At 55.9% G+C, this 17723-nt stretch carries 13 protein-coding genes; 1 reads left to right on the forward strand and 12 read right to left on the reverse strand.

The annotated features are described in order from the left end of the window. Positions 1-453 precede the first annotated feature (453 nt). Complete coding sequence (gene fdhE / locus DD586_RS13385; protein ID WP_012885366.1) at positions 454-1398, reverse strand: formate dehydrogenase accessory protein FdhE; 945 nt, start codon at positions 1396-1398, stop codon at positions 454-456. Positions 1399-1709: 311 nt separating this feature from the next. Between fdhE and DD586_RS13390 the strand changes: the two genes are divergently transcribed. Further along, positions 1710-3011 (forward strand): MFS transporter, encoded by a 1302-nt coding sequence (locus tag DD586_RS13390; protein WP_012885367.1) that lies wholly within the window; start codon positions 1710-1712, stop codon positions 3009-3011. A 178-nt stretch (positions 3012-3189) separates the two neighbouring features. Here DD586_RS13390 and fdoI read toward each other — a convergent pair whose 3' ends face one another. The 11 genes from fdoI to hypB all read right to left on the reverse strand — a co-directional run bounded on the left by fdoI (position 3190) and on the right by hypB (position 17692). Continuing rightward, a complete protein-coding gene (fdoI, locus tag DD586_RS13395; RefSeq protein ID WP_012885368.1) occupies positions 3190-3822 on the reverse strand; it encodes a formate dehydrogenase cytochrome b556 subunit in 633 nt (210 codons plus the stop codon). After that, positions 3809-4711: a formate dehydrogenase subunit beta gene (gene fdxH / locus DD586_RS13400; protein ID WP_012885369.1), complete on the reverse strand. Its 903-nt coding sequence runs from the start codon at positions 4709-4711 to the stop codon at positions 3809-3811. The genes fdoI and fdxH overlap by 14 nt, the downstream gene beginning before the upstream one ends. Positions 4712-4726: 15 nt before the next feature. Next, on the reverse strand, positions 4727-7777 hold the full coding sequence (gene fdnG, locus DD586_RS13405; RefSeq protein ID WP_012885370.1) for a formate dehydrogenase-N subunit alpha: 3051 nt from the start codon (positions 7775-7777) through the stop codon (positions 4727-4729). A gap of 758 nt (positions 7778-8535) precedes the next feature. Next, positions 8536-9957, reverse strand: coding sequence for an aminotransferase-like domain-containing protein (locus DD586_RS13415; RefSeq protein ID WP_041164993.1), 1422 nt, complete (start codon positions 9955-9957; stop codon positions 8536-8538). Positions 9958-9968: 11 nt separating this feature from the next. After that, positions 9969-10694 carry a glutamine amidotransferase gene (locus tag DD586_RS13420; RefSeq protein WP_012885372.1) on the reverse strand — a complete coding sequence of 242 codons (726 nt, stop codon included), beginning with the start codon at positions 10692-10694 and terminating at the stop codon, positions 9969-9971. 112 nt (positions 10695-10806) lie between these two features. Continuing rightward, positions 10807-11283 (reverse strand): YlaC family protein, encoded by a 477-nt coding sequence (locus DD586_RS13425; protein WP_012885373.1) that lies wholly within the window; start codon positions 11281-11283, stop codon positions 10807-10809. 93 nt (positions 11284-11376) lie between these two features. Beyond that, positions 11377-13677, reverse strand: coding sequence for a carbamoyltransferase HypF (gene hypF, locus DD586_RS13430; protein ID WP_012885374.1), 2301 nt, complete (start codon positions 13675-13677; stop codon positions 11377-11379). 368 nt (positions 13678-14045) lie between these two features. After that, positions 14046-15074, reverse strand: a complete 1029-nt coding sequence (gene hypE, locus DD586_RS13435; protein ID WP_012885375.1) for a hydrogenase expression/formation protein HypE — start codon at positions 15072-15074, stop codon at positions 14046-14048. After that, on the reverse strand, positions 15074-16189 hold the full coding sequence (gene hypD / locus DD586_RS13440) for a hydrogenase formation protein HypD (RefSeq protein WP_012885376.1): 1116 nt from the start codon (positions 16187-16189) through the stop codon (positions 15074-15076). Before hypD ends, hypE begins: the two co-directional genes overlap by 1 nt. Continuing rightward, positions 16176-16463 carry a hydrogenase maturation factor HybG gene (gene hybG, locus DD586_RS13445; RefSeq protein ID WP_012885377.1) on the reverse strand — a complete coding sequence of 96 codons (288 nt, stop codon included), beginning with the start codon at positions 16461-16463 and terminating at the stop codon, positions 16176-16178. Before hybG ends, hypD begins: the two co-directional genes overlap by 14 nt. 2 nt (positions 16464-16465) lie before the next feature. Next, positions 16466-17692, reverse strand: a complete 1227-nt coding sequence (gene hypB / locus DD586_RS13450; RefSeq protein WP_012885378.1) for a hydrogenase nickel incorporation protein HypB — start codon at positions 17690-17692, stop codon at positions 16466-16468. Positions 17693-17723 lie beyond the last annotated feature (31 nt).

A 17723-nucleotide genomic window follows, 5' to 3' on the forward strand; every position in this document is an offset into this window, starting at 1 on the left:
CGATGTAGTGGAAAGTTAAATATGACGACATATTCAGATAATACCTTTGAACAACGCCACTATACTTGCCATTCAAAATATAAAAAAATCAGGCTGGTTCGTTGGTAGGGGGAAGAACGCCAATATATTGGAAAGAAAACGATTTATTATAAAAAAGAAAAATAAAAAAGAGATAACAAAAAAAATAACGTCGCCTATCTTTATTTATGGTCTTATTTTTAGAATAAATTAATTACAAATGTAATTAATTCATGAAAGTGGAATTTAAAAGAATATATCCTAAATAACTTAAGTTGCAGAATAAAACGCGCTGCGTTTTGGACAACACAGCGCGTTGGCACATGATTATTGTAACGCGGCGAAGCAGGGTCACTGATACAACGCCAACGCCTGACACAGGCGCTGACTCCAGAATACCAGTACAGTGCATGCCAACAGGCTGAGTTATCCCGCCTATTGGTTACTGTCCGGGAACAGAAACGGGTTGATGCTGCTGCGGGAAAAACCTTCTTCTTCCATTTTCACATCCAGTACCAGCGAGGCCAGGTCATCCGCCACCGCTTCCACCCGATGATCTTTTTCCTGATACAGCAGCTTCAGGTACGTCCCACAGTCGTCGCAGCTTTCCACTTTGATAGCCGCGTTCTCATCATCAAGCGACCAGTAGTGCAGTTTGCCTGCCTGCTCGCAATTGCTGCACTTGACGCGCACCATGTGCCACTCGGTTTCACACAGATTGCAGTGTAAATAACGCAGGCCGCTGGTGGTGCCAATCTGTACCACCCCAGAGACCGGCATGCTACCGCATACCGGGCAGAATTGACGATGCTCACCCTGCTCAGCCTGCGCTCGGCCCGGTAACTGCGTGGCCATCTGTGCCCAGTACAGCGACAACGCCGCCCAGACAAACGGGGCTTTATCGTTATTTTCCGCTGTGAACTGCTGGCTGAGCAGGGCATCCGCCAGTGAATCCCACTGCTGGGCTGACATTTTTTCCAGATTTTCCAGCGTGGCAAGCACCTGACCGCTAGCCGCAGGCTTGAGTTCTTCGATCAACGCCTGCAATAACCGATGCCAGTGTGGGTCGCGGGTTAGGGTGGTGATATGCAGCGGCGGGCGCGCGGCGACGTTATCGTGTAAATCACCGCAGTGTAGCAACCCAGAGAGCTCTTTCTCCAACGGATGGTCATGACGCACTTTGTCCTGCGCCTCTACCACACCTGCGGCAAACAGCAGGTAATCCGCCAGCGGATGGTCCTGCGCCAGTTGACGCAAGCGCTCGGCACGGCCACGGTACAAGCTCTTTAGGTTGGCGAACAGTAAAGGAGGAATGACGCCGATGGTTGAGGTTTTCTCACTGTCAGCCAGTTGCTCCTGCGGCACAATACGAATACTCATCAGGTGATGCTTCCTGTTTATCTATGTTGACGAGACGTGGCGCTCGCGGCGAAGGCCCCGTTCTGATGTCCTCATGTTAGCAGGTTATTCCCCACAATCAGCAGGATTTTCCGCCGCCTACCCCGGAGTGGATACATCAACGAAACAAGATGGACACAACGGGTCATCAACCGCACAATGGAACGACTGTGGTTGCTGACCGTCAGTCTGCTTTCGCTTTCGTTCATGTTGTCTTGAGGTAAGCATGATGTCGAAGCAGCACTGTCGATAGGTATCGCGATAATTCTGTCTACATGCTGGAAACGACATCCATGACTGCCGTTGATTCTCATACGCCTCCATCGGGCACCACTCGGGTTTACCGCAAAATTGCCTGGCGACTGATTCCCTTTTTGTGTCTGTGCTATCTCGCCGCCTACCTTGATCGCATCAATATCGGGCTGGCGAAACTCCAGATGGCAAACCAACTGGCGCTCAGCGACATCGCCTTCGGTCTGGGTGCCGGGCTATTCTTCGTCGGCTATATTTTGTTTGAGGTGCCCAGCAATCTGATTTTGCAACGTGTCGGCGCTCGACTATGGATTGCACGCATCATGATAAGCTGGGGGCTGCTATCCGCCGGAACCCTGTTTGTCACCACGCCGGGCCAGTTCTATGTCCTGCGTTTTCTGCTGGGTGCCGCTGAAGCCGGTTTTCTCCCCGGTGTGCTGTTTTACCTGACTCGTTGGTTCCCTTCCTGGCGGCGCGGTCGCATTATTTCCCTGTTCATGATTGGCCTGCCGCTCTCCAGCGTGGTGGGCGCACCGCTGTCTGGTTTTATCATGTCGCATTTTGATTCCGCTTATGGGCTACACGGCTGGCAGTGGATGTTCCTGCTGGAAGGGCTGCCAAGTGTACTACTGGGTGTACTGACCTTCTGGCTCCTGCCGGAAAGCATTGAGCAGGCGCACTGGTTGAATAAAGCAGAAAAAATGCAGGTGCGTGCCGATCTAGCCATTGACTCCCGTGAAGCGCCGCACCTGAAACACCATTTCCGCGACGGTTTTCTGAACCTGAAAGTCTGGATGCTCGGCGGCATCGACTTTTCGATTTTGTTGTGCGCTTATGCGATGGGATTCTGGCTCCCGACGTTCATTAAACAGGCCGGTGTGGCTGACATCGGACAGATTGGCGTACTGACCGCTCTTCCCAGTATCGCGGCGTTGGCAGGTATGGTGCTGCTGGGAGCCAGTTCCGACCGGCTACGCGAACGGCGCTGGCATATCATTGTGCCATTTTGGCTCGGTGCGGCGGCCATGGCAGCCAGTACCTTCTTCACCCACAATATCGTGATGACGGTGTTGCTGTTCTCGGTAGCACAGGCCGCCATCATTGGCACCGTGCCGGTGTTCTTCAGCCTGCCTGCGACCTTTCTTACCGGCACTGCCGCGGCCACCGGCTTTGCGCTGGCCTGTTCGCTGGCGAATATCGCCGGTCTGGTGAGTAACTCCATCATGGGTTTTGCGATGGAGCTAACCGGTAGCGGTAATGGCGCGCTGTGGTTCTTTGCTTTCTGCCTGTTGCTCAGTTCGCTGTTGGTAGTGGCGCTACCGGCAAAACTGGTAAATAGGTGAGTTAGGCTGTAGGCAAACAGCCATGTTGCTTTGTGAACGAGTAAGTTTGTCTGATCAGGGAAGAGTTTCGTGCGAGATAAACGGTGTCGTTTCTTTGTTACCTCATCATACGCACGACAAGGAGAGGCTCAATGCCGCCTCTCCTTGACCATTGGCTCAATCGGTTTGCGATGAGGAGTCAGTGCTTATCCTGCCCTTTGGATTGCAGCTCACGATACCAGCGCGGATGGTGTTTCTTCGCCCAACCGCTGGATACCCAGCCTTCCACCATCGCGGTGATAGTGCCCTTCACCCACAGCGCGGCGTACACGTGCACCATGATGGTCAGGATCAAACCGACTGCGGATACCGAGTGCACGACCAATGCGGCGCGGATCACCGGGATGGAGAATGACGGCGCAAAGTAAGGCCGCCAAATCACAATCCCGCTTGCCAGCAACAGCAGCAGACAGAGAATCGCCAGCCAAAACACGCACTTCTGACCGAAGTTGTACCGACCGGTATCACCAACCTCTTCGTTGCGAGCGATTTTGTGGATGTTTTTCGCCCACTCCAAATCGCTGCGCTCAATCAGGTTGTGTTTCCAGTAGCGTAAAAACATCAGCAGGAAGGCGACAAACATCACCACGCCGACAAACGGGTGCAGGATACGCGCCAGTTGCGGCGTGCCCAGCACACTCATCAGCCAGTTGAGCGACGGGAAGAAAAACCCTAATCCGCTGAGTGCGGCAAACACAAAGCAGAACGCCACAATCCAGTGATTAATGCGCTCGGGGGCGCTGTAACGCTGAATTCGATTACTCTTTTTCATGCTGCTTGCCCTCGTGGTGCGCTTCGTCATCGTCTTCTACCCGGTTCGGGCCGATACCCACGTAGTGGAATACGCTGGCCGCGAAGGTGGCGGCAAAACCGATGGCCGCCAGCGGCTTCCAGATGCCTTTCCAGAAGGTGACCGCCGGGCTGATGGTCGGGTTAGCGGGCAGACCGTTATACAGCTCTGGCCGGTCTGCATGGTGCAGCACGTACATTACGTGCGTTCCACCCACGCCTGCCGGGTCGTACAGACCGGCATTCTGATAACCGCGGCTGTTCAGGTCTTTCACCCGTTCGGCCGCCAGCACTTTCATCTCGTCTTTGGTACCGAAATGAATCGCGCCGGTCGGGCAGGTTTTCACGCACGACGGTTCCTGGCCGACTTCCACACGATCGACACACAAGGTGCACTTGTACACCTTGTTATCGTCCTTATTCATGCGCGGCACATTGAACGGACAGCCAGCGATACAGTAGCCACAACCGATGCAGTGCTCGGACTGGAAATCGACGATGCCGTTAGCGTACTGGATAATCGCGCCTTCCGACGGGCACGCCTTCAGGCAGCCTGGGTCGGCACAGTGCATGCAGCCATCCTTACGGATAAGCCACTCCAGCTTGCCGTTTTCTTCGAACTCGGCAAACTTCATGACCGTCCAGGACTTAGCGCTCAAGTCGGTCGGGTTGTCGTACACCCCTACGTTATGCCCCACCTCGTCACGGATGTCGTTCCACTCGGAACAGGCCACCTGACAGGCTTTACAGCCGATACAGGTGGTCACATCGATCAGTTTGGCCACCTGCTCTTTGTGGTTGCGGGCCTGCGGCGGTGGCGTCAGTGAGTTAGTCGCGGAGCGACGGATAATATCTTGTGATTGCATTGCCATAATGTTTCTCCGCGACTACGCTTTTTCCACATTAACCAGAAACGCCTTGTATTCCGGCGTCTGACTGTTGGCGTCACCGACATGCGGCGTCAGGATATTCGCCATAAAGCCTTTCTGGGTGGTGCCTTCAAAGCCCCAGTGACAAGGCACGCCGATGGTTTCCACCGGTTTGCCCTGAATCATCAGGGTACGGATACGCTTGGTAACGACTGCCTTCGCCTTGATATATCCTCGTTTACTGCTGACTTTCACCACATCGCCGGCCTGGATACCCTTCTGCTTCGCCAGCCCTTCGCCGATTTCCACAAACTGCTCCGGCTGAACGATGGCGTTAAGACGCGCATGTTTCGTCCAGTGGCGGAACAACTCGGTAATCGAGTAGGTCGTGGCAACAAACGGGAATTCTTCCACCGTTCCCATATACGGGCGGTCGGCAGGCAGAATACGGGCAGCCGGGTTAACCTGAACTTTGCTGTAAACCGGGTTGGTTTTCAGCGGCGATTCCAGCGGCTCATAGTGTGCCGGGAACGGCCCTTCGGCCATCTTGTCGAGAGCGAACAGACGCCCCAGCCCTTCGGCGTTCATAATAAACGGACCGGCAGCGCTACCCGGCGGCACGGTAGCGGCGAAATCGGGCACATCTATCCCCGTCCACTTCTGGCCGTTCCAGCGAATCAGTTCACGTTTTGGATCCCACGGGCGGCCTTGTTCGTCAGCCGACGCACGGTTGTAAAGAATGCGACGGTTTTGCGGCCAGCACCAGGCCCAGCCCGGCGTACAGCCCAAACCTGACGGGTCGGCGTTGTCGCGACGCGCCATCTGGTTACCTGCCTCGGTCCACGAACCGGCGTAAATCCAGCAGAAGCTGGCCGTGCTGCCGTCATCGCGCAGCACCGAGAAGTCAGGCAGCAGTTGCCCTTTCTTCAACAACAGGTTGCCTTTATCGTCGTACAGATCCGCCAGCGCGCGACCGTTGGCTTCTTTGGTAATTTCCTCGGCGGACGGGTCTTCCGGCTGCAAGTAATTCCAGCTCATGTTCAACACGGGCTCAGGATTAGCGCCACCTTCTTTGGCATACAACTCACGCAGACGCAGGAACAGGCCAGCGATAATCACCCCGTCGTGGCGCGCCTCACCTGGCGGCTCAGCGCCCTGATAGTGCCATTGCAGCCAGCGGCCGGAGTTAACGATGGAGCCGTTTTCCTCGGCAAAACAGCTCGACGGCAGGCGGAACACCTCAGTCTGAATCTTACTGGGGTCGACATCGTTCAGCTCACCGTGGTTCTGCCAGAAGTTGGAGGTTTCGGTCGCCAGCGGGTCAATGATCACCAGATATTTCAGTTTCTTCAGTGCATCACGAGCGCGGTTGGAGTCCGCGAAGGCCGCCATCGGGTTGAACCCCTGCACGATATAGCCGTTGACCTTGCCGTCCAGCATCATGCGGGAATACGCCAACGCATCGTAGCTCTTGTCCCACTTCGGCAACCAGTCATAACCCCAGTCATTCTCTTTGGTCGCTTTATCGCCCCAGAAACTTTTCAGCATGCTGATAAAGAACTTCGGCGTATTCTTCCAATAGTTAACCTGATCCGGCAGCAGCGCTTTCGGTGTTATCTGATCCAGATACATCGCCAGCGAGGTTTGTTTTTCCGATGGCAGCGGCATGTACCCCGGCAGGTTCAGCGACAACAACCCCAAATCGGTGTAGCCCTGAATGTTCGAGTGACCGCGCAGTGCGTTCACACCGCCACCAGCCATACCGACGTTACCCAGCAGCAACTGCACCATGGCCGCGGTACGGATAATTTGTGCGCCTGCGGTGTGCTGTGTCCAGCCAAGGGCATACATGATGGTCGCGGTGCGATCCGGTACGCAGGTCGAGGCCAGTTGCTCACAAATGGTCAGAAAATCCTGCTTCGGCGTGCCGCACACATTGGTTACCAGGTCCGGCGTATAACGGCTGACGTGCTCTTTGAGCAGGTTCCAGACGCAGCGCGGATCACTGAGCGTGTCATCACGTTTGGCAAAGCCGTTTTCATCCAGCGCATACTGCCAGCTGGTGCGGTCGTACTTACGCTCTTTCTCGTCGTAACCGCTGAAGAGACCTTCATCAAAGTGGTAATCATCACGTACGATCAGACTGGCGTTGGTATACGCCTTCACATACGGCATCTGCACCTTGCTGTGGATGAGCAGATAATTGACAACACCCAGCAGGAAGGTGATATCGGACCCGGCGCGAATCGGTGAGTACATGTCAGCAACGGCGGCCGAGCGGTTAAAACGCGGATCGACGACTATCAGTTTGGCACCGTTGTGAATCTTGGCCTCTACGGCCCATTTGAATCCGACCGGGTGCGCTTCTGCCGGGTTGCCCCCCATCACCAAAATCACATTGGCGTTCTTGATGTCGACCCAGTTATTGGTCATCGCACCGCGACCAAAGGTCGGTGCCAGTGCCGCGACCGTTGGGCCATGACACAGACGCGCTTGCGTATCGATGCCGATCATACCCAGTGCGCGGGCAAATTTTTGATCCAGTATTCCGGTTTCATTACTGGCGGCGGAGGAACACAGCATCCCGGTAGTCAGCCAACGGTTAACCGTCACACCGGCGGCGTTTTTCTCAACGAAATTGGCGTCGCGATCTTTTTTCATCAATGTGGCGATGCGATCGAACGCCTCTTCCCAACTGATGCGCTGCCATTTGTCCGAGCCCGGCGCTCGGTATTCCGGGTATTTCAGGCGCTGATCGCTATGGATAAAATCGACCAGACCGGCCCCTTTCGGGCACAACGAACCACGGCTCACCGGATGATCCGGATCCCCTTCAATGTGGTAAATAGAGGCGTTGGCGTTTTTGGCCCCATCGCCCAGGCTGTACATCAGAATACCGCACCCGACTGAACAGTAAGTGCAATTATTCCGGGTTTCTTTGGCTCGCAATAACTTGTATTGCCGCGTTTCGGCCAACGCCGCACTGGGCGAGAACCCCAGAGCGGTGACCGTCGTTCCGGCCATACCGCCTGCGCATATTTTAAAGAACTGCCTTCTGCTGACCTGCATGGGAGATTCCTCGCACGACATCACTCAGAACTATACCCTTCATACTTCAAGTTGCAGGTGTGTTGGCTGCCCTCACTCACCCCAGTCACTTACTTGTGTAAGCTCCTGGGGATTCGCTCGATTGCCGCCTTCCTGCAACTCGAATTATTTGGGGTATATACCCGTCATACGTCGAATTGCAGGTCCATCGGCTATGCTATCAGGCTCACCTGAGCCCTACCCTGAAAAGGCAACGCGCGGCGTTGTTCAACACGTTGTCCCGCAACTCTGATTACTGGGGGTAATATCGTATTTTATGTATTAATGCTTTATTAATATGAATGAATGCTGACAGGGAGTGTGCATAAACCCCTATCAAACATATGTATTATGTACCGACGAATAAAAAGCGCCAATTAATTATCTCAATAACAACAAATAAGTCACAATTCGTCGTGGCGCGGCTGTTTTTTAACGTTATCACGCAGTTAAGAATAATCATTCTCATTATCAAGAGAGCCAAGCTATTGTATCGCTATATATTTTTTTACATATCGATTGCAGGCAAGTGCCCTTCACTACGTTATACCAATGAGAAATAATTAAAATTTTCTTTATAAAAAAACAGAGTATCTGTTGCTTCGACGGATAAAGAGGAATACCCGTCTGACGATAAAAAAATAAATAACGCAGACGACGTAAAATAAATAACGCCCGACATGATATGACCGTGAATCGATTATTTTTGATGGAAAACGATAAATAACGCGGGTTACCGATCAGGACGAGGAGAGTGCGTTTTTCAACAATGTCGCCAACGCGATAATGGCGTTTTCCGTTTTCTCCTGCCATTCGAAAGAGGTATTGATACGAAAGTAGCGGTCAAACTTATCGCTGGTCGTGAACATGCGGCCCGGCGCGATACTGATATTCAGAGCCAGTGCCTGCTGATACAGGTCAATACTGTTGATGCCATCCGGCAACCCCAGCCACAGAAAATAGCCGCCATCGGCGTAGTAAATATCCACACCGGCCGGGAAGTGCGCTTTCATTGCCTGGTACAAGCGGTGTTTGCGTTGCTCAAGCGTTCGCCGCAGACGCCGCAGATGACTATCGTAACTACTGGTCGCCAGATAATCGGCCACCGCCAATTGCATCGGTGCACTGGCAGACAGCGTGCTCATCAGTTGCAGCCGCTGGATGCCTTGCGCAAAGCGGCCTGCCGCCACCCAGCCAACACGAAATCCGGCGACCAGATTTTTTGAAAACGAAGAGCAGTGCAATACCTGCCCTTGCGTATCCAACGCTTTGACCGGCAGCGGACGATGAGGACCGGCGTACAGCTCACTGTAGACATCATCTTCAATCAACGGTACCTGATGTTCGCTCAACAGCGCGGCCAGTTGCTGCTTTTTCTCCCATGCCAGCGTACAACCAAGCGGGTTATGAAAATTAGTCATCAGCCAGCAGGCGCGGATCGGATAGTCCTGCAATGCCTGTCGCAATGCCGCCAGATCAATGCCGGTATGCGGATGGGTGGCGATAGCAATCGCCTTCAACTGCAAACGTTCGATAGCCTGCAATGCACCGTAAAACGACGGCGACTCCACCACCACATAATCGCCCGGGCGGGTCAACATCTGCAGGCTGAGGTTCAGTGACTCCATGGCACCGCTGGTGATGACTATCTCATCCGGCGAGACGGCGATACCTTGCAACGCATAGCGCTGGGCTATCTGCTTGCGTAAGCGCTCATTGCCGGGTGGCAGGTTATCCAGCGCACTTTCCGGTTGCATACGGCGTGCTACCGTCGCCAGTGAACGGGTTAACTGGCGCTGAGGAAACAACCGGGGATCGGGAAAAGCAGAACCAAACGGCACCACGCCGGGCGAACGGCTGGCGTGCAGCACATCAAAAATGAAGCGGTTAACGTCAACGTTTTCCGTCAGATGCACCGCTTCGCCATCGCTCGCTGGCGTGGACGGCCGCTCAATACGCGGTGCGGCGTAATAGCCCGATTGCGGGCGCGACACAATCCAGCCCTGACTTTCCAGTAGCTGATAGGCATGCAGCACCGTCATCAGACTCAGGCCGGAATGCACCGCCTTTTCGCGCAACGACGGCAGTTTTTCCCCCGGTTGCCAGATACCCGACTGTAACTGCTCGCGCATCTGGTCAGCCAGTTGTTCGAACTTAGCCAGAGCCATGCTCCTTAGCGGGACAACGCCTGCCGGACAAAATCCAGCAGCAACCGCCGCGCCCACACTGGCTCAGCGCTATGGGTTATTTCCGGCAAGGCGCAGTGTCGCAGGCAGGCGTTCATCACCGCGGCATCCATCTCGGGGTGGAACTGGAATGACAAGGTATGCGGCGTGTAACGAATAATCTGGCATCCATCCTGTTCTGACGCCGCCAGCACCTGTGCACCCGGTGGGGGCGTCACCACAGACTGAAGATGGCTGAGGTAAGCGCTAAACTGCGTCGGTATCGCCGTCAGCAACGCGTCATCCGCGGCATGGTCATGCAGCGTTACCGTCTTAAGCCCCATCTCACGTCCATTCGGGTTATCCGCTACCGTGCCGCCTAGTGCATGCGCCAATAACTGATGGCCGTAGCACACGCCCAGCACCGGCAACCCGACCTGCACGCTCTGGCGTAGCCACTCAGCGGTACGCTCGCTCCAGTCCAGCCGGTCGGTCACCATCGACCAGGAGCCGCTGATAATGGCGGCATCGTGCTCATCAGGAGAAGGCAGAGTATCGCCGCTATACGGCCGCACCACATGCAGCTGCACGCCTTGCGCCGCCAGCGCGCTGCAAAACCAGTCAGCCTGTTGGCCGACAGCCTGCGCGATAGGCTCAGGGGGTTCCCCCATCTGGACGATGAGTAAAGAAGGAGAACGTGATGAGGAGGGACAATCTGCGTTTCGCATCGTCATAGCGCGTCTCTGGCCTCAAAGAACGGTAAACAAGATGAGTTTTGAACCTATCACGCAGGACGCGCCCTGTCATCGCTTCATACCGTTGATTTTTATTCACAGCGATAATCCCTCAACGCGCAGCAGTTGAACGGTAGGCCAGAGAAAACACATCGTAGAAATAGAGATACCCTTTGGTTTGCAACAAACGGGCGATCCCCTCTTTTACCGCGGCGGCGACCTGCGGATTATGCAGCAGCGCTTCCAGCGTCTGTGCCGACACATGCCGACTGTTATACCACTCGCCGTTGTAGCACACCCGCAGATCCAGCGTGTCGATATCTTCAAAGTGATAGCGTGGATTAATGTCCATCGACATCGCCAGCGACATCACTGCCAGAAACAACGTAAACCCCACCACATAAGGCAGGCCGAAATAGGGTGCGTACCACAGAATCAACGCCACCGGCACATAACTCGCCAGCATGCCGCCGAATAAATAAGGGTGGGTTACCATAAAGCGGCGACTGAAACGGATGCGATTATCGCGCCGCTCCTCACGATTCAGACGTTCGATTTCTTCATTCAGAATACGTTTCACTTCGTCCATACCGACACCTCTGCCGCTGCGTATTGGTGCGCAACGGTAGCACGGCGTACTTTATCAGAACAGATACAGTCCGGTGAAAAAAAGCTATAACAGTTACCCTTGTGTTGACAGACGGCTGGCAGCAATCAACGCCTGCCCCAACGCCAGCCCACCGTCACCCGCCGGTAAACGTGAGGGCATCAGTAACGTCACATCCGCCAGCCGTTCGCGCAGCAGCGCTACCAGCAAACGGTTATGCATCACCCCACCTGAGCATACCACCGTATTCAGCCCATACTCCCGTGATACCTGACGAACCAGTGCTGCCAGCCCATCCGCCAGCGCCACATGAAACGCAAACGCACGATCGGCCACTGGTGCGCGATATGCCAGAAACTGCCGCCAGAACGTAGCCAGATCCAACTGGTAGCCGGATAACGGTAGCGTCACCGGCGGTCGGGTCTGTTGATGTTGCCGGGCCAGCGCTTCCAGCCAGCAGGCCGCCTCTCCTTCCCAGCTTTGTTCGCCGCCAAACCCACAGGCGGCTGCGACGGCATCAAACAACCGGCCAGCGGATGAGGCCAGCGGGGCGTTGAGGCCACGCTCAATAGCGCGCGTCAGCAACGGCCACGCAGCGACAGGAATCACACCCGCTTGCGGCAGTGACGCCCAATCCGGTACAAATGCCAGAAACTGTGCCAGTAGATTACGCCACGGCTGGCGTGCCGCCAGATCGCCGCCCGGCAGTGCCACCGCCGGCAGCCCCCCCAGATGCTGGCACTGACTGTAATCCACCAACAAACACTCACCGCCCCACCAGCGGTTATCACCGCCATAGCCGATACCATCCAACGCCAGCCCGATGACCGGCCCGGCGTCGCACGGCCAGCGATGTTCCGCCAGACAGGCAACGATATGTGCGTGATGGTGCAGCACCTCAATACAAGGGATACCCAACTGTTGCGCCTGTTGCTGCCCTAAACGACGGCTGACATACCCCGGATGAGCATCCACCGCGATGGCCTGCGGGGTAAACCGGTAGATATCAGCAAACAGCCTTTGCGCCTGCTGGTACTGCTGTTCCACCTCGTCATCAGCCAGATCGCCCAGGTGCTGGCTGACGATGGCAGAGCCATCACGCAGCAGGCAGAAGGTATTTTTGAGGTCAGCCCCCATGGCGAGTAACGCGGGCTGTTGGCTAAACCCCGGCGGCAGCGGCAGGGCATCCGGCACATAGCCGCGCGCGCGCCGCAGCATCTCCGCCCGATCGCCCTGTATTCTCACCACCGAGTCATCGGCCCGCTGCACAATATCGCGGTCATGCAGCAGCCATAGGTCAGCGATAGCCGCCAGCTCAGCCAGCGCCTGCGTGTTATCCAGCGCGGGCGGTTTACCACTGGCATTGCCAGAGGTCATCACCAGCGGTCGACCCACCGCCGCCAACAGCATGTGCTGCAATGGGTTGGCAGGCAGCATCAATCCCACTTCATCCAGACCGGGGGCAATGCCCGCTGCCAGTACGCCATCGTGGCGCAGCGGTAGCAGTACGACAGGCGCCGCCGGGCTTTGCATCAGACGCAACGCGGGCGCAGAATTCTCCACACAGCTGCACTGTGCGAGCCAGTCAGCACCCGGCAACATCACCGCCAGCGGCTTGGCCGGGCGGTGTTTACGCTCACGCAGTCGTGTCACCGCCTGCGCATGGGTGGCGTCACAAGCCAGATGAAACCCACCCAGCCCTTTTACTGCCACGATTTGCCCGGCGCATAATGCGGTGGCCGCTTGCATAATAGCGTCATCGCCACGCACTACGACACCCGAGGCATCACTCAGCCACACCTGCGGCCCGCAGGTTGGGCAGGCGTTGGGTTGAGCATGAAAGCGCCGATCCGCCGGATGTTGGTATTCCTGCTGACAGGTGGGGCAAAACGGGAACGTCGCCATCGCCGTATTCGGGCGGTCGTATGGCATCTGGCGGATGATAGTAAAACGCGGGCCACAATGGGTGCAGTTGATAAACGGATAACGGTAGCGACGATCGCGCGGATCAAACAGCTCCTGACGGCAGGCATCACAGGTCGCCGCATCCGGCACAATGTGGGTATCCATCTGCCCGGCACCGCTGTGTTCAATGGTGAAATCGTCCGGCAGTGTTGCCCAGCGATAAGGCTGACAGGTGACCTGGTCAATCTGCGCCAGCGGCGGGCATTCGGCGTATAGCGCGGCAATGAAATCCACCTCGGCGCTCGCAGGCCACAGCCGGACTAACACCCCCGCGCCGTCATTTAGCACACTGCCTTTAGCACCAAGCCGGTGAGCAATTTGCCAGACATAAGGCCGAAACCCCACCCCCTGCACTTTGCCTTTAACGCGAATTTCAACGCCTGATGTCGTCTGTACATTAATTGCTGACATAGGTAAGAACCTATACTTGGGATCTATAGGATGAAGTTTCTACAGCAAAGACACGAATGTTCGTCTTTTCTGCGTCAAAAACTGTGCTGAGGTGGGCGGCTTCGCCGGGTGAGCCGCATGGATGCGGCGAAAGCCCGTGCCGCGTCGGGAACGCGTCACGGGCGGCCCGAACAGCGAAGGCGAACGCCGAAGGCACCGCGCAGCGGCACAGTTTAGCTACCAGCCAGTGGTCAAGGAGAGGCGGCGTTTGAGCCTCTCCTTGTCGTGCGTGCGACGAAATAACAGAGAAACCATATGGCTTATCGCGCACGAAATCCCTCACTATCTTGTCGATAAAAACAGTTCGGCTGTTTATCAACAACTGCTTGTCAGCAAATCCTCGGCATCGGCTCGCTGTGGGGCAAGTCCAGCAGGCGGGAGGTGCCGAATACGCCGCACAGGCGTACCTGTTTTTTGTCGGTGACGCTGCCGATGACCGCGGCATCGCGCCCCAATGGGTGAGATTGTAAAACATCCAGGACCCGGCTTTCCGCTTCTGGCGACACCGCCAGCACCAGTTTACCTTCATTGGCGAAATTGAGCGCTTCCAGACCCAGCAGTTCACAGATACCACGCACCGCCGTTTTGACCGGTAACGCACTTTCCTGTATTTCCATGCCGCAACCACTGGCTTGCGCGAATTCGTGCAGGATTGCCGTCACCCCGCCACGGGTAGCGTCGCGCAGAGCACGTACGCCATTAATCTCGCGCAGCGGCGCAATCAACGGTGCCAGTACCGCGCAATCGCTGGTCAATTCGGCCTCCAGCCCCAGCTTTTCACGCAAATTCAGGATGGTGGCACCGTGATCCCCCAACGTACCACTGACGATCAAACGGTCACCGGGGCGAATTTCACCGGTGCCCCACTGCACATGTGGTGGAATCACGCCAATACCGGCGGTATTGATGAAAATTTTGTCCGCCGCGCCGCGCGGCACCACTTTGGTATCACCGGTGACGATCTGGATACCGGCCTCGCGGGCAGTTTGCGCCATCGAACTGACGATGCGCAGCAGCGTTTCTCCCGCCAGCCCTTCCTCCAGAATAAAACCGCAGGAGAGGTAACGCGGCACAGCACCACTGACCGCCAGATCGTTAGCCGTACCGCATACCGCCAGCTTGCCGATATTACCGCCGGGAAATTCGATCGGGTCGATAACATAGCTGTCGGTGGTAAACGCCAGCCGATCGCCTTCGGCATTCAGCTCCGCCAGCGATAAACGCGCCTGATCCTCACGTTCCGCTAATAATGGGTTATCGAACGCCTGCAGGAACAGGCCTTCGATCAACTGCTGCATCGCCTGCCCACCGCTGCCATGCGCTAGGGTAATCTCTTTTGGCAATAAGGTATTCTTCATCAGGCGCACTCCCGTCGATACTGGTAATAAGCGGCACAGGCACCTTCTGAGGACACCATCAGCGCGCCGATAGCATTTTGCGGCGTACAACGCTGCCCAAACAGTGGGCAATCACCCGGCTTGCAGCGCCCGGTGAGCACATCGCCGCAACGTGACAGCGGCTCATCTGCCACCTGTTGCTGCTGCGGTTTGAAACGGCGTTCAGCATCAAATGCCGCATACTCTGCCCGCAACTGCATACCGGAATTGGCAATTTCACCCAACCCACGCCATTCACTGCTGGCCTTGGTTTCAAATACCTCGGCCATCGCCTGCTGCGCCAGCGTATTGCCACTGTCTGGCACGATACGACGGTACTGGTTTTCCACTTCGCAGCGTTCATCATGCAGTTGTTGCACCAGCATTAACAGCGCCTGCAGGATATCCAACGGCTCAAAACCGGTGACCACAAACGGTTTATGGAACTGCTCGCACAGCGGCTGATAAGGATACGCGCCAATCACCATGCTGACATGTCCCGGTGCCAGGAACCCGTCGATACGCAAATCGGGTTGCTCCAGCAGGCTTCTCAGCGTGGGAATGATAGTAATGTGCTGGCAAAACAGCGAAAAGTTATCGATACCACGACGTTTGGCCTGTTGCAGGGTCAGTGCGGTGCTCGGCATGGTGGTTTCAAATCCCAGTCCGAAAAACACCACCTGTCGATCAGGGTGTTGCTCCGCCAGCGCCAGCGCATCCAGCGGGGAATAAACCACCCGAACATCAGCGCCGTGGCGTCGGGCATCCTGCAACGACCCGTTACGACCCGGCACCCGCATGGCGTCGCCGAAAGTACAAAAGATCACGTCAGGGCGAGCGGCTATCTCCAGACAGGCATCGATCCGCCCCATCGGCAACACGCACACTGGGCAGCCCGGTCCGTGCACAAACTCAATTTCCGGCGGCAATAGCCGGTCGATACCGAACTTAAAAATGGCATGGGTATGCCCGCCGCACACTTCCATCAGTTGCAACGAGCGCGCCTTTAAATGCGGCATATCGTCAACCAGCGCCTGAATGCGCTGTAACAACGATTTCGCCAGTTCGGGATCACGAAATTCATCAACGTACTGCATAAATGGCTCCGGTTTGCCTGACTTCATCCAGCTCCAGTCCAACCGCCTGCATGGATTGCAGCGCCGCCAGCGTTTCCTGCGCTTCCTGCTCATCGAGCAGACTCATGGCGAAACCGACATGCACCAGTACCCACTGCCCTACCAACTCTACCGGGTCGCCTTCGCATACCAGCGCAATATTGACTTCGCGCTGTACACCACACACATCCACCCGTGCCGGATAATGTAAATCCAGCCCGACAGCGACCACTTTACCGGGAACGCCCAAACACATGGTTAGACTCCTGACAGCAGTGACGGTTGTGACGGCGTTTGTGCCCCCAAAAGCTGGGCTTCCAGCCAGGTCAACCAGGCTTCCATCCCTTCGCCGGTGCGAGCCGACAGCGCAATTACCTCGATCTGCGGGTTAACGCGACGCGCATTAGCAACACAAGCGTCGAGATCGAAATCCAGATACGGCAGCAGATCGATCTTGTTGATGATCATCAGCGAAGCAGCGGCAAACATGTGCGGATACTTAAGTGGTTTGTCTTCGCCTTCGGTGACCGACAAGACCGCAATTTTGTGCCGTTCCCCCAAATCGAAACCGGCCGGACACACCAGGTTGCCAACATTTTCGATAAACAGCAGGCTCTGATTTGGCAGTTGCAGTCGGTGCATGGCGTCATGCACCATCTGTGCATCCAGATGACAGCCTTTGCCGGTATTAACCTGAATCGCCGGTACGCCGGTAGCCCGAATACGTTCGGCGTCGTTGGTGGTTTGCTGGTCGCCTTCGATCACTGCGCACGGCACGCGCTCACGCAGCAAGTGCAAGGTATTGGTCAGCAGCGTGGTTTTCCCGGAACCGGGGCTGGACACCAGATTCAACGCCAGAATCTGGTCGGCATCGAAATGCTCGCGGTTATGCGCTGCCAGTTGGTTGTTTTTACTCAGCACATCCATTTCTATCTGCAGCAGTCGTTGCTGACCGACACCCGGCGCATGGGTGCCTGCCGCGCCCTGCCCATAGTGCAGATGGTTTTCCTGCTCTACCGGCTGGAACCGCTCTTCCTGCTGACGGTGTTCGTGTGAATGCGCGTGATGGTCATGACCATGATGAGCATGGCTGTGATGAGCATGCTCATGGTGGTGATCATGGTTGTCGTGATCATGGTTGTCGTGATCATGGTGGTCATGCGAATCGTGCGTATGGGCATGATGCTCATGCGCGTGGCGCACGGCCAGCGGACGTGATGTGCCATGATAGTGATGGTGTACGTCGCCGTGGTGATAGTAATAATGGTGATGATGAATAATCACACTGGGCGCGGCCGCTACGTCGTCATGATGATGGTCATGCCCGTGATCGTGGTCATGATGGTGAGGATGCGAATGCGCATGATCATGACTGTGGCTATGTTCGTGGTGGTGATCGTGCGTATGGGGATGGTGGTGTGAATGCGCAGGTTCATCGCCCTCTATCCGGCGTTCTCCTTCGCCACAACCGCATGTGGTACACATTGATACGACTCCTCCGGTCAATCTGACCGTC

This window comes from Dickeya parazeae Ech586 (assembly GCF_000025065.1).
GTDB classification, from domain to species: Bacteria; Pseudomonadota; Gammaproteobacteria; order Enterobacterales; family Enterobacteriaceae; genus Dickeya; species Dickeya zeae.

Excerpts from the sequence above, each read along its gene's own strand:
- fdhE (WP_012885366.1), bottom strand. The coding sequence starts at position 1,398 with ATGAGTATTCGTATTGTGCCGCAGGAGCAACTGGCTGACAGTGAGAAA.
- DD586_RS13420 (WP_012885372.1), bottom strand. The coding sequence starts at position 10,694 with ATGACGATGCGAAACGCAGATTGTCCCTCCTCATCACGTTCTCCTTCT.
- DD586_RS13390 (WP_012885367.1), top strand. The coding sequence starts at position 1,710 with ATGACTGCCGTTGATTCTCATACGCCTCCATCGGGCACCACTCGGGTT.
- hypB (WP_012885378.1), bottom strand. The coding sequence starts at position 17,692 with ATGTGTACCACATGCGGTTGTGGCGAAGGAGAACGCCGGATAGAGGGC.
- fdoI (WP_012885368.1), bottom strand. The coding sequence starts at position 3,822 with ATGAAAAAGAGTAATCGAATTCAGCGTTACAGCGCCCCCGAGCGCATT.
- hybG (WP_012885377.1), bottom strand. The coding sequence starts at position 16,463 with ATGTGTTTGGGCGTTCCCGGTAAAGTGGTCGCTGTCGGGCTGGATTTA.
- hypD (WP_012885376.1), bottom strand. The coding sequence starts at position 16,189 with ATGCAGTACGTTGATGAATTTCGTGATCCCGAACTGGCGAAATCGTTG.
- hypE (WP_012885375.1), bottom strand. The coding sequence starts at position 15,074 with ATGAAGAATACCTTATTGCCAAAAGAGATTACCCTAGCGCATGGCAGC.
- fdxH (WP_012885369.1), bottom strand. The coding sequence starts at position 4,711 with ATGGCAATGCAATCACAAGATATTATCCGTCGCTCCGCGACTAACTCA.
- fdnG (WP_012885370.1), bottom strand. The coding sequence starts at position 7,777 with ATGCAGGTCAGCAGAAGGCAGTTCTTTAAAATATGCGCAGGCGGTATG.
- DD586_RS13425 (WP_012885373.1), bottom strand. The coding sequence starts at position 11,283 with ATGGACGAAGTGAAACGTATTCTGAATGAAGAAATCGAACGTCTGAAT.
- hypF (WP_012885374.1), bottom strand. The coding sequence starts at position 13,677 with ATGTCAGCAATTAATGTACAGACGACATCAGGCGTTGAAATTCGCGTT.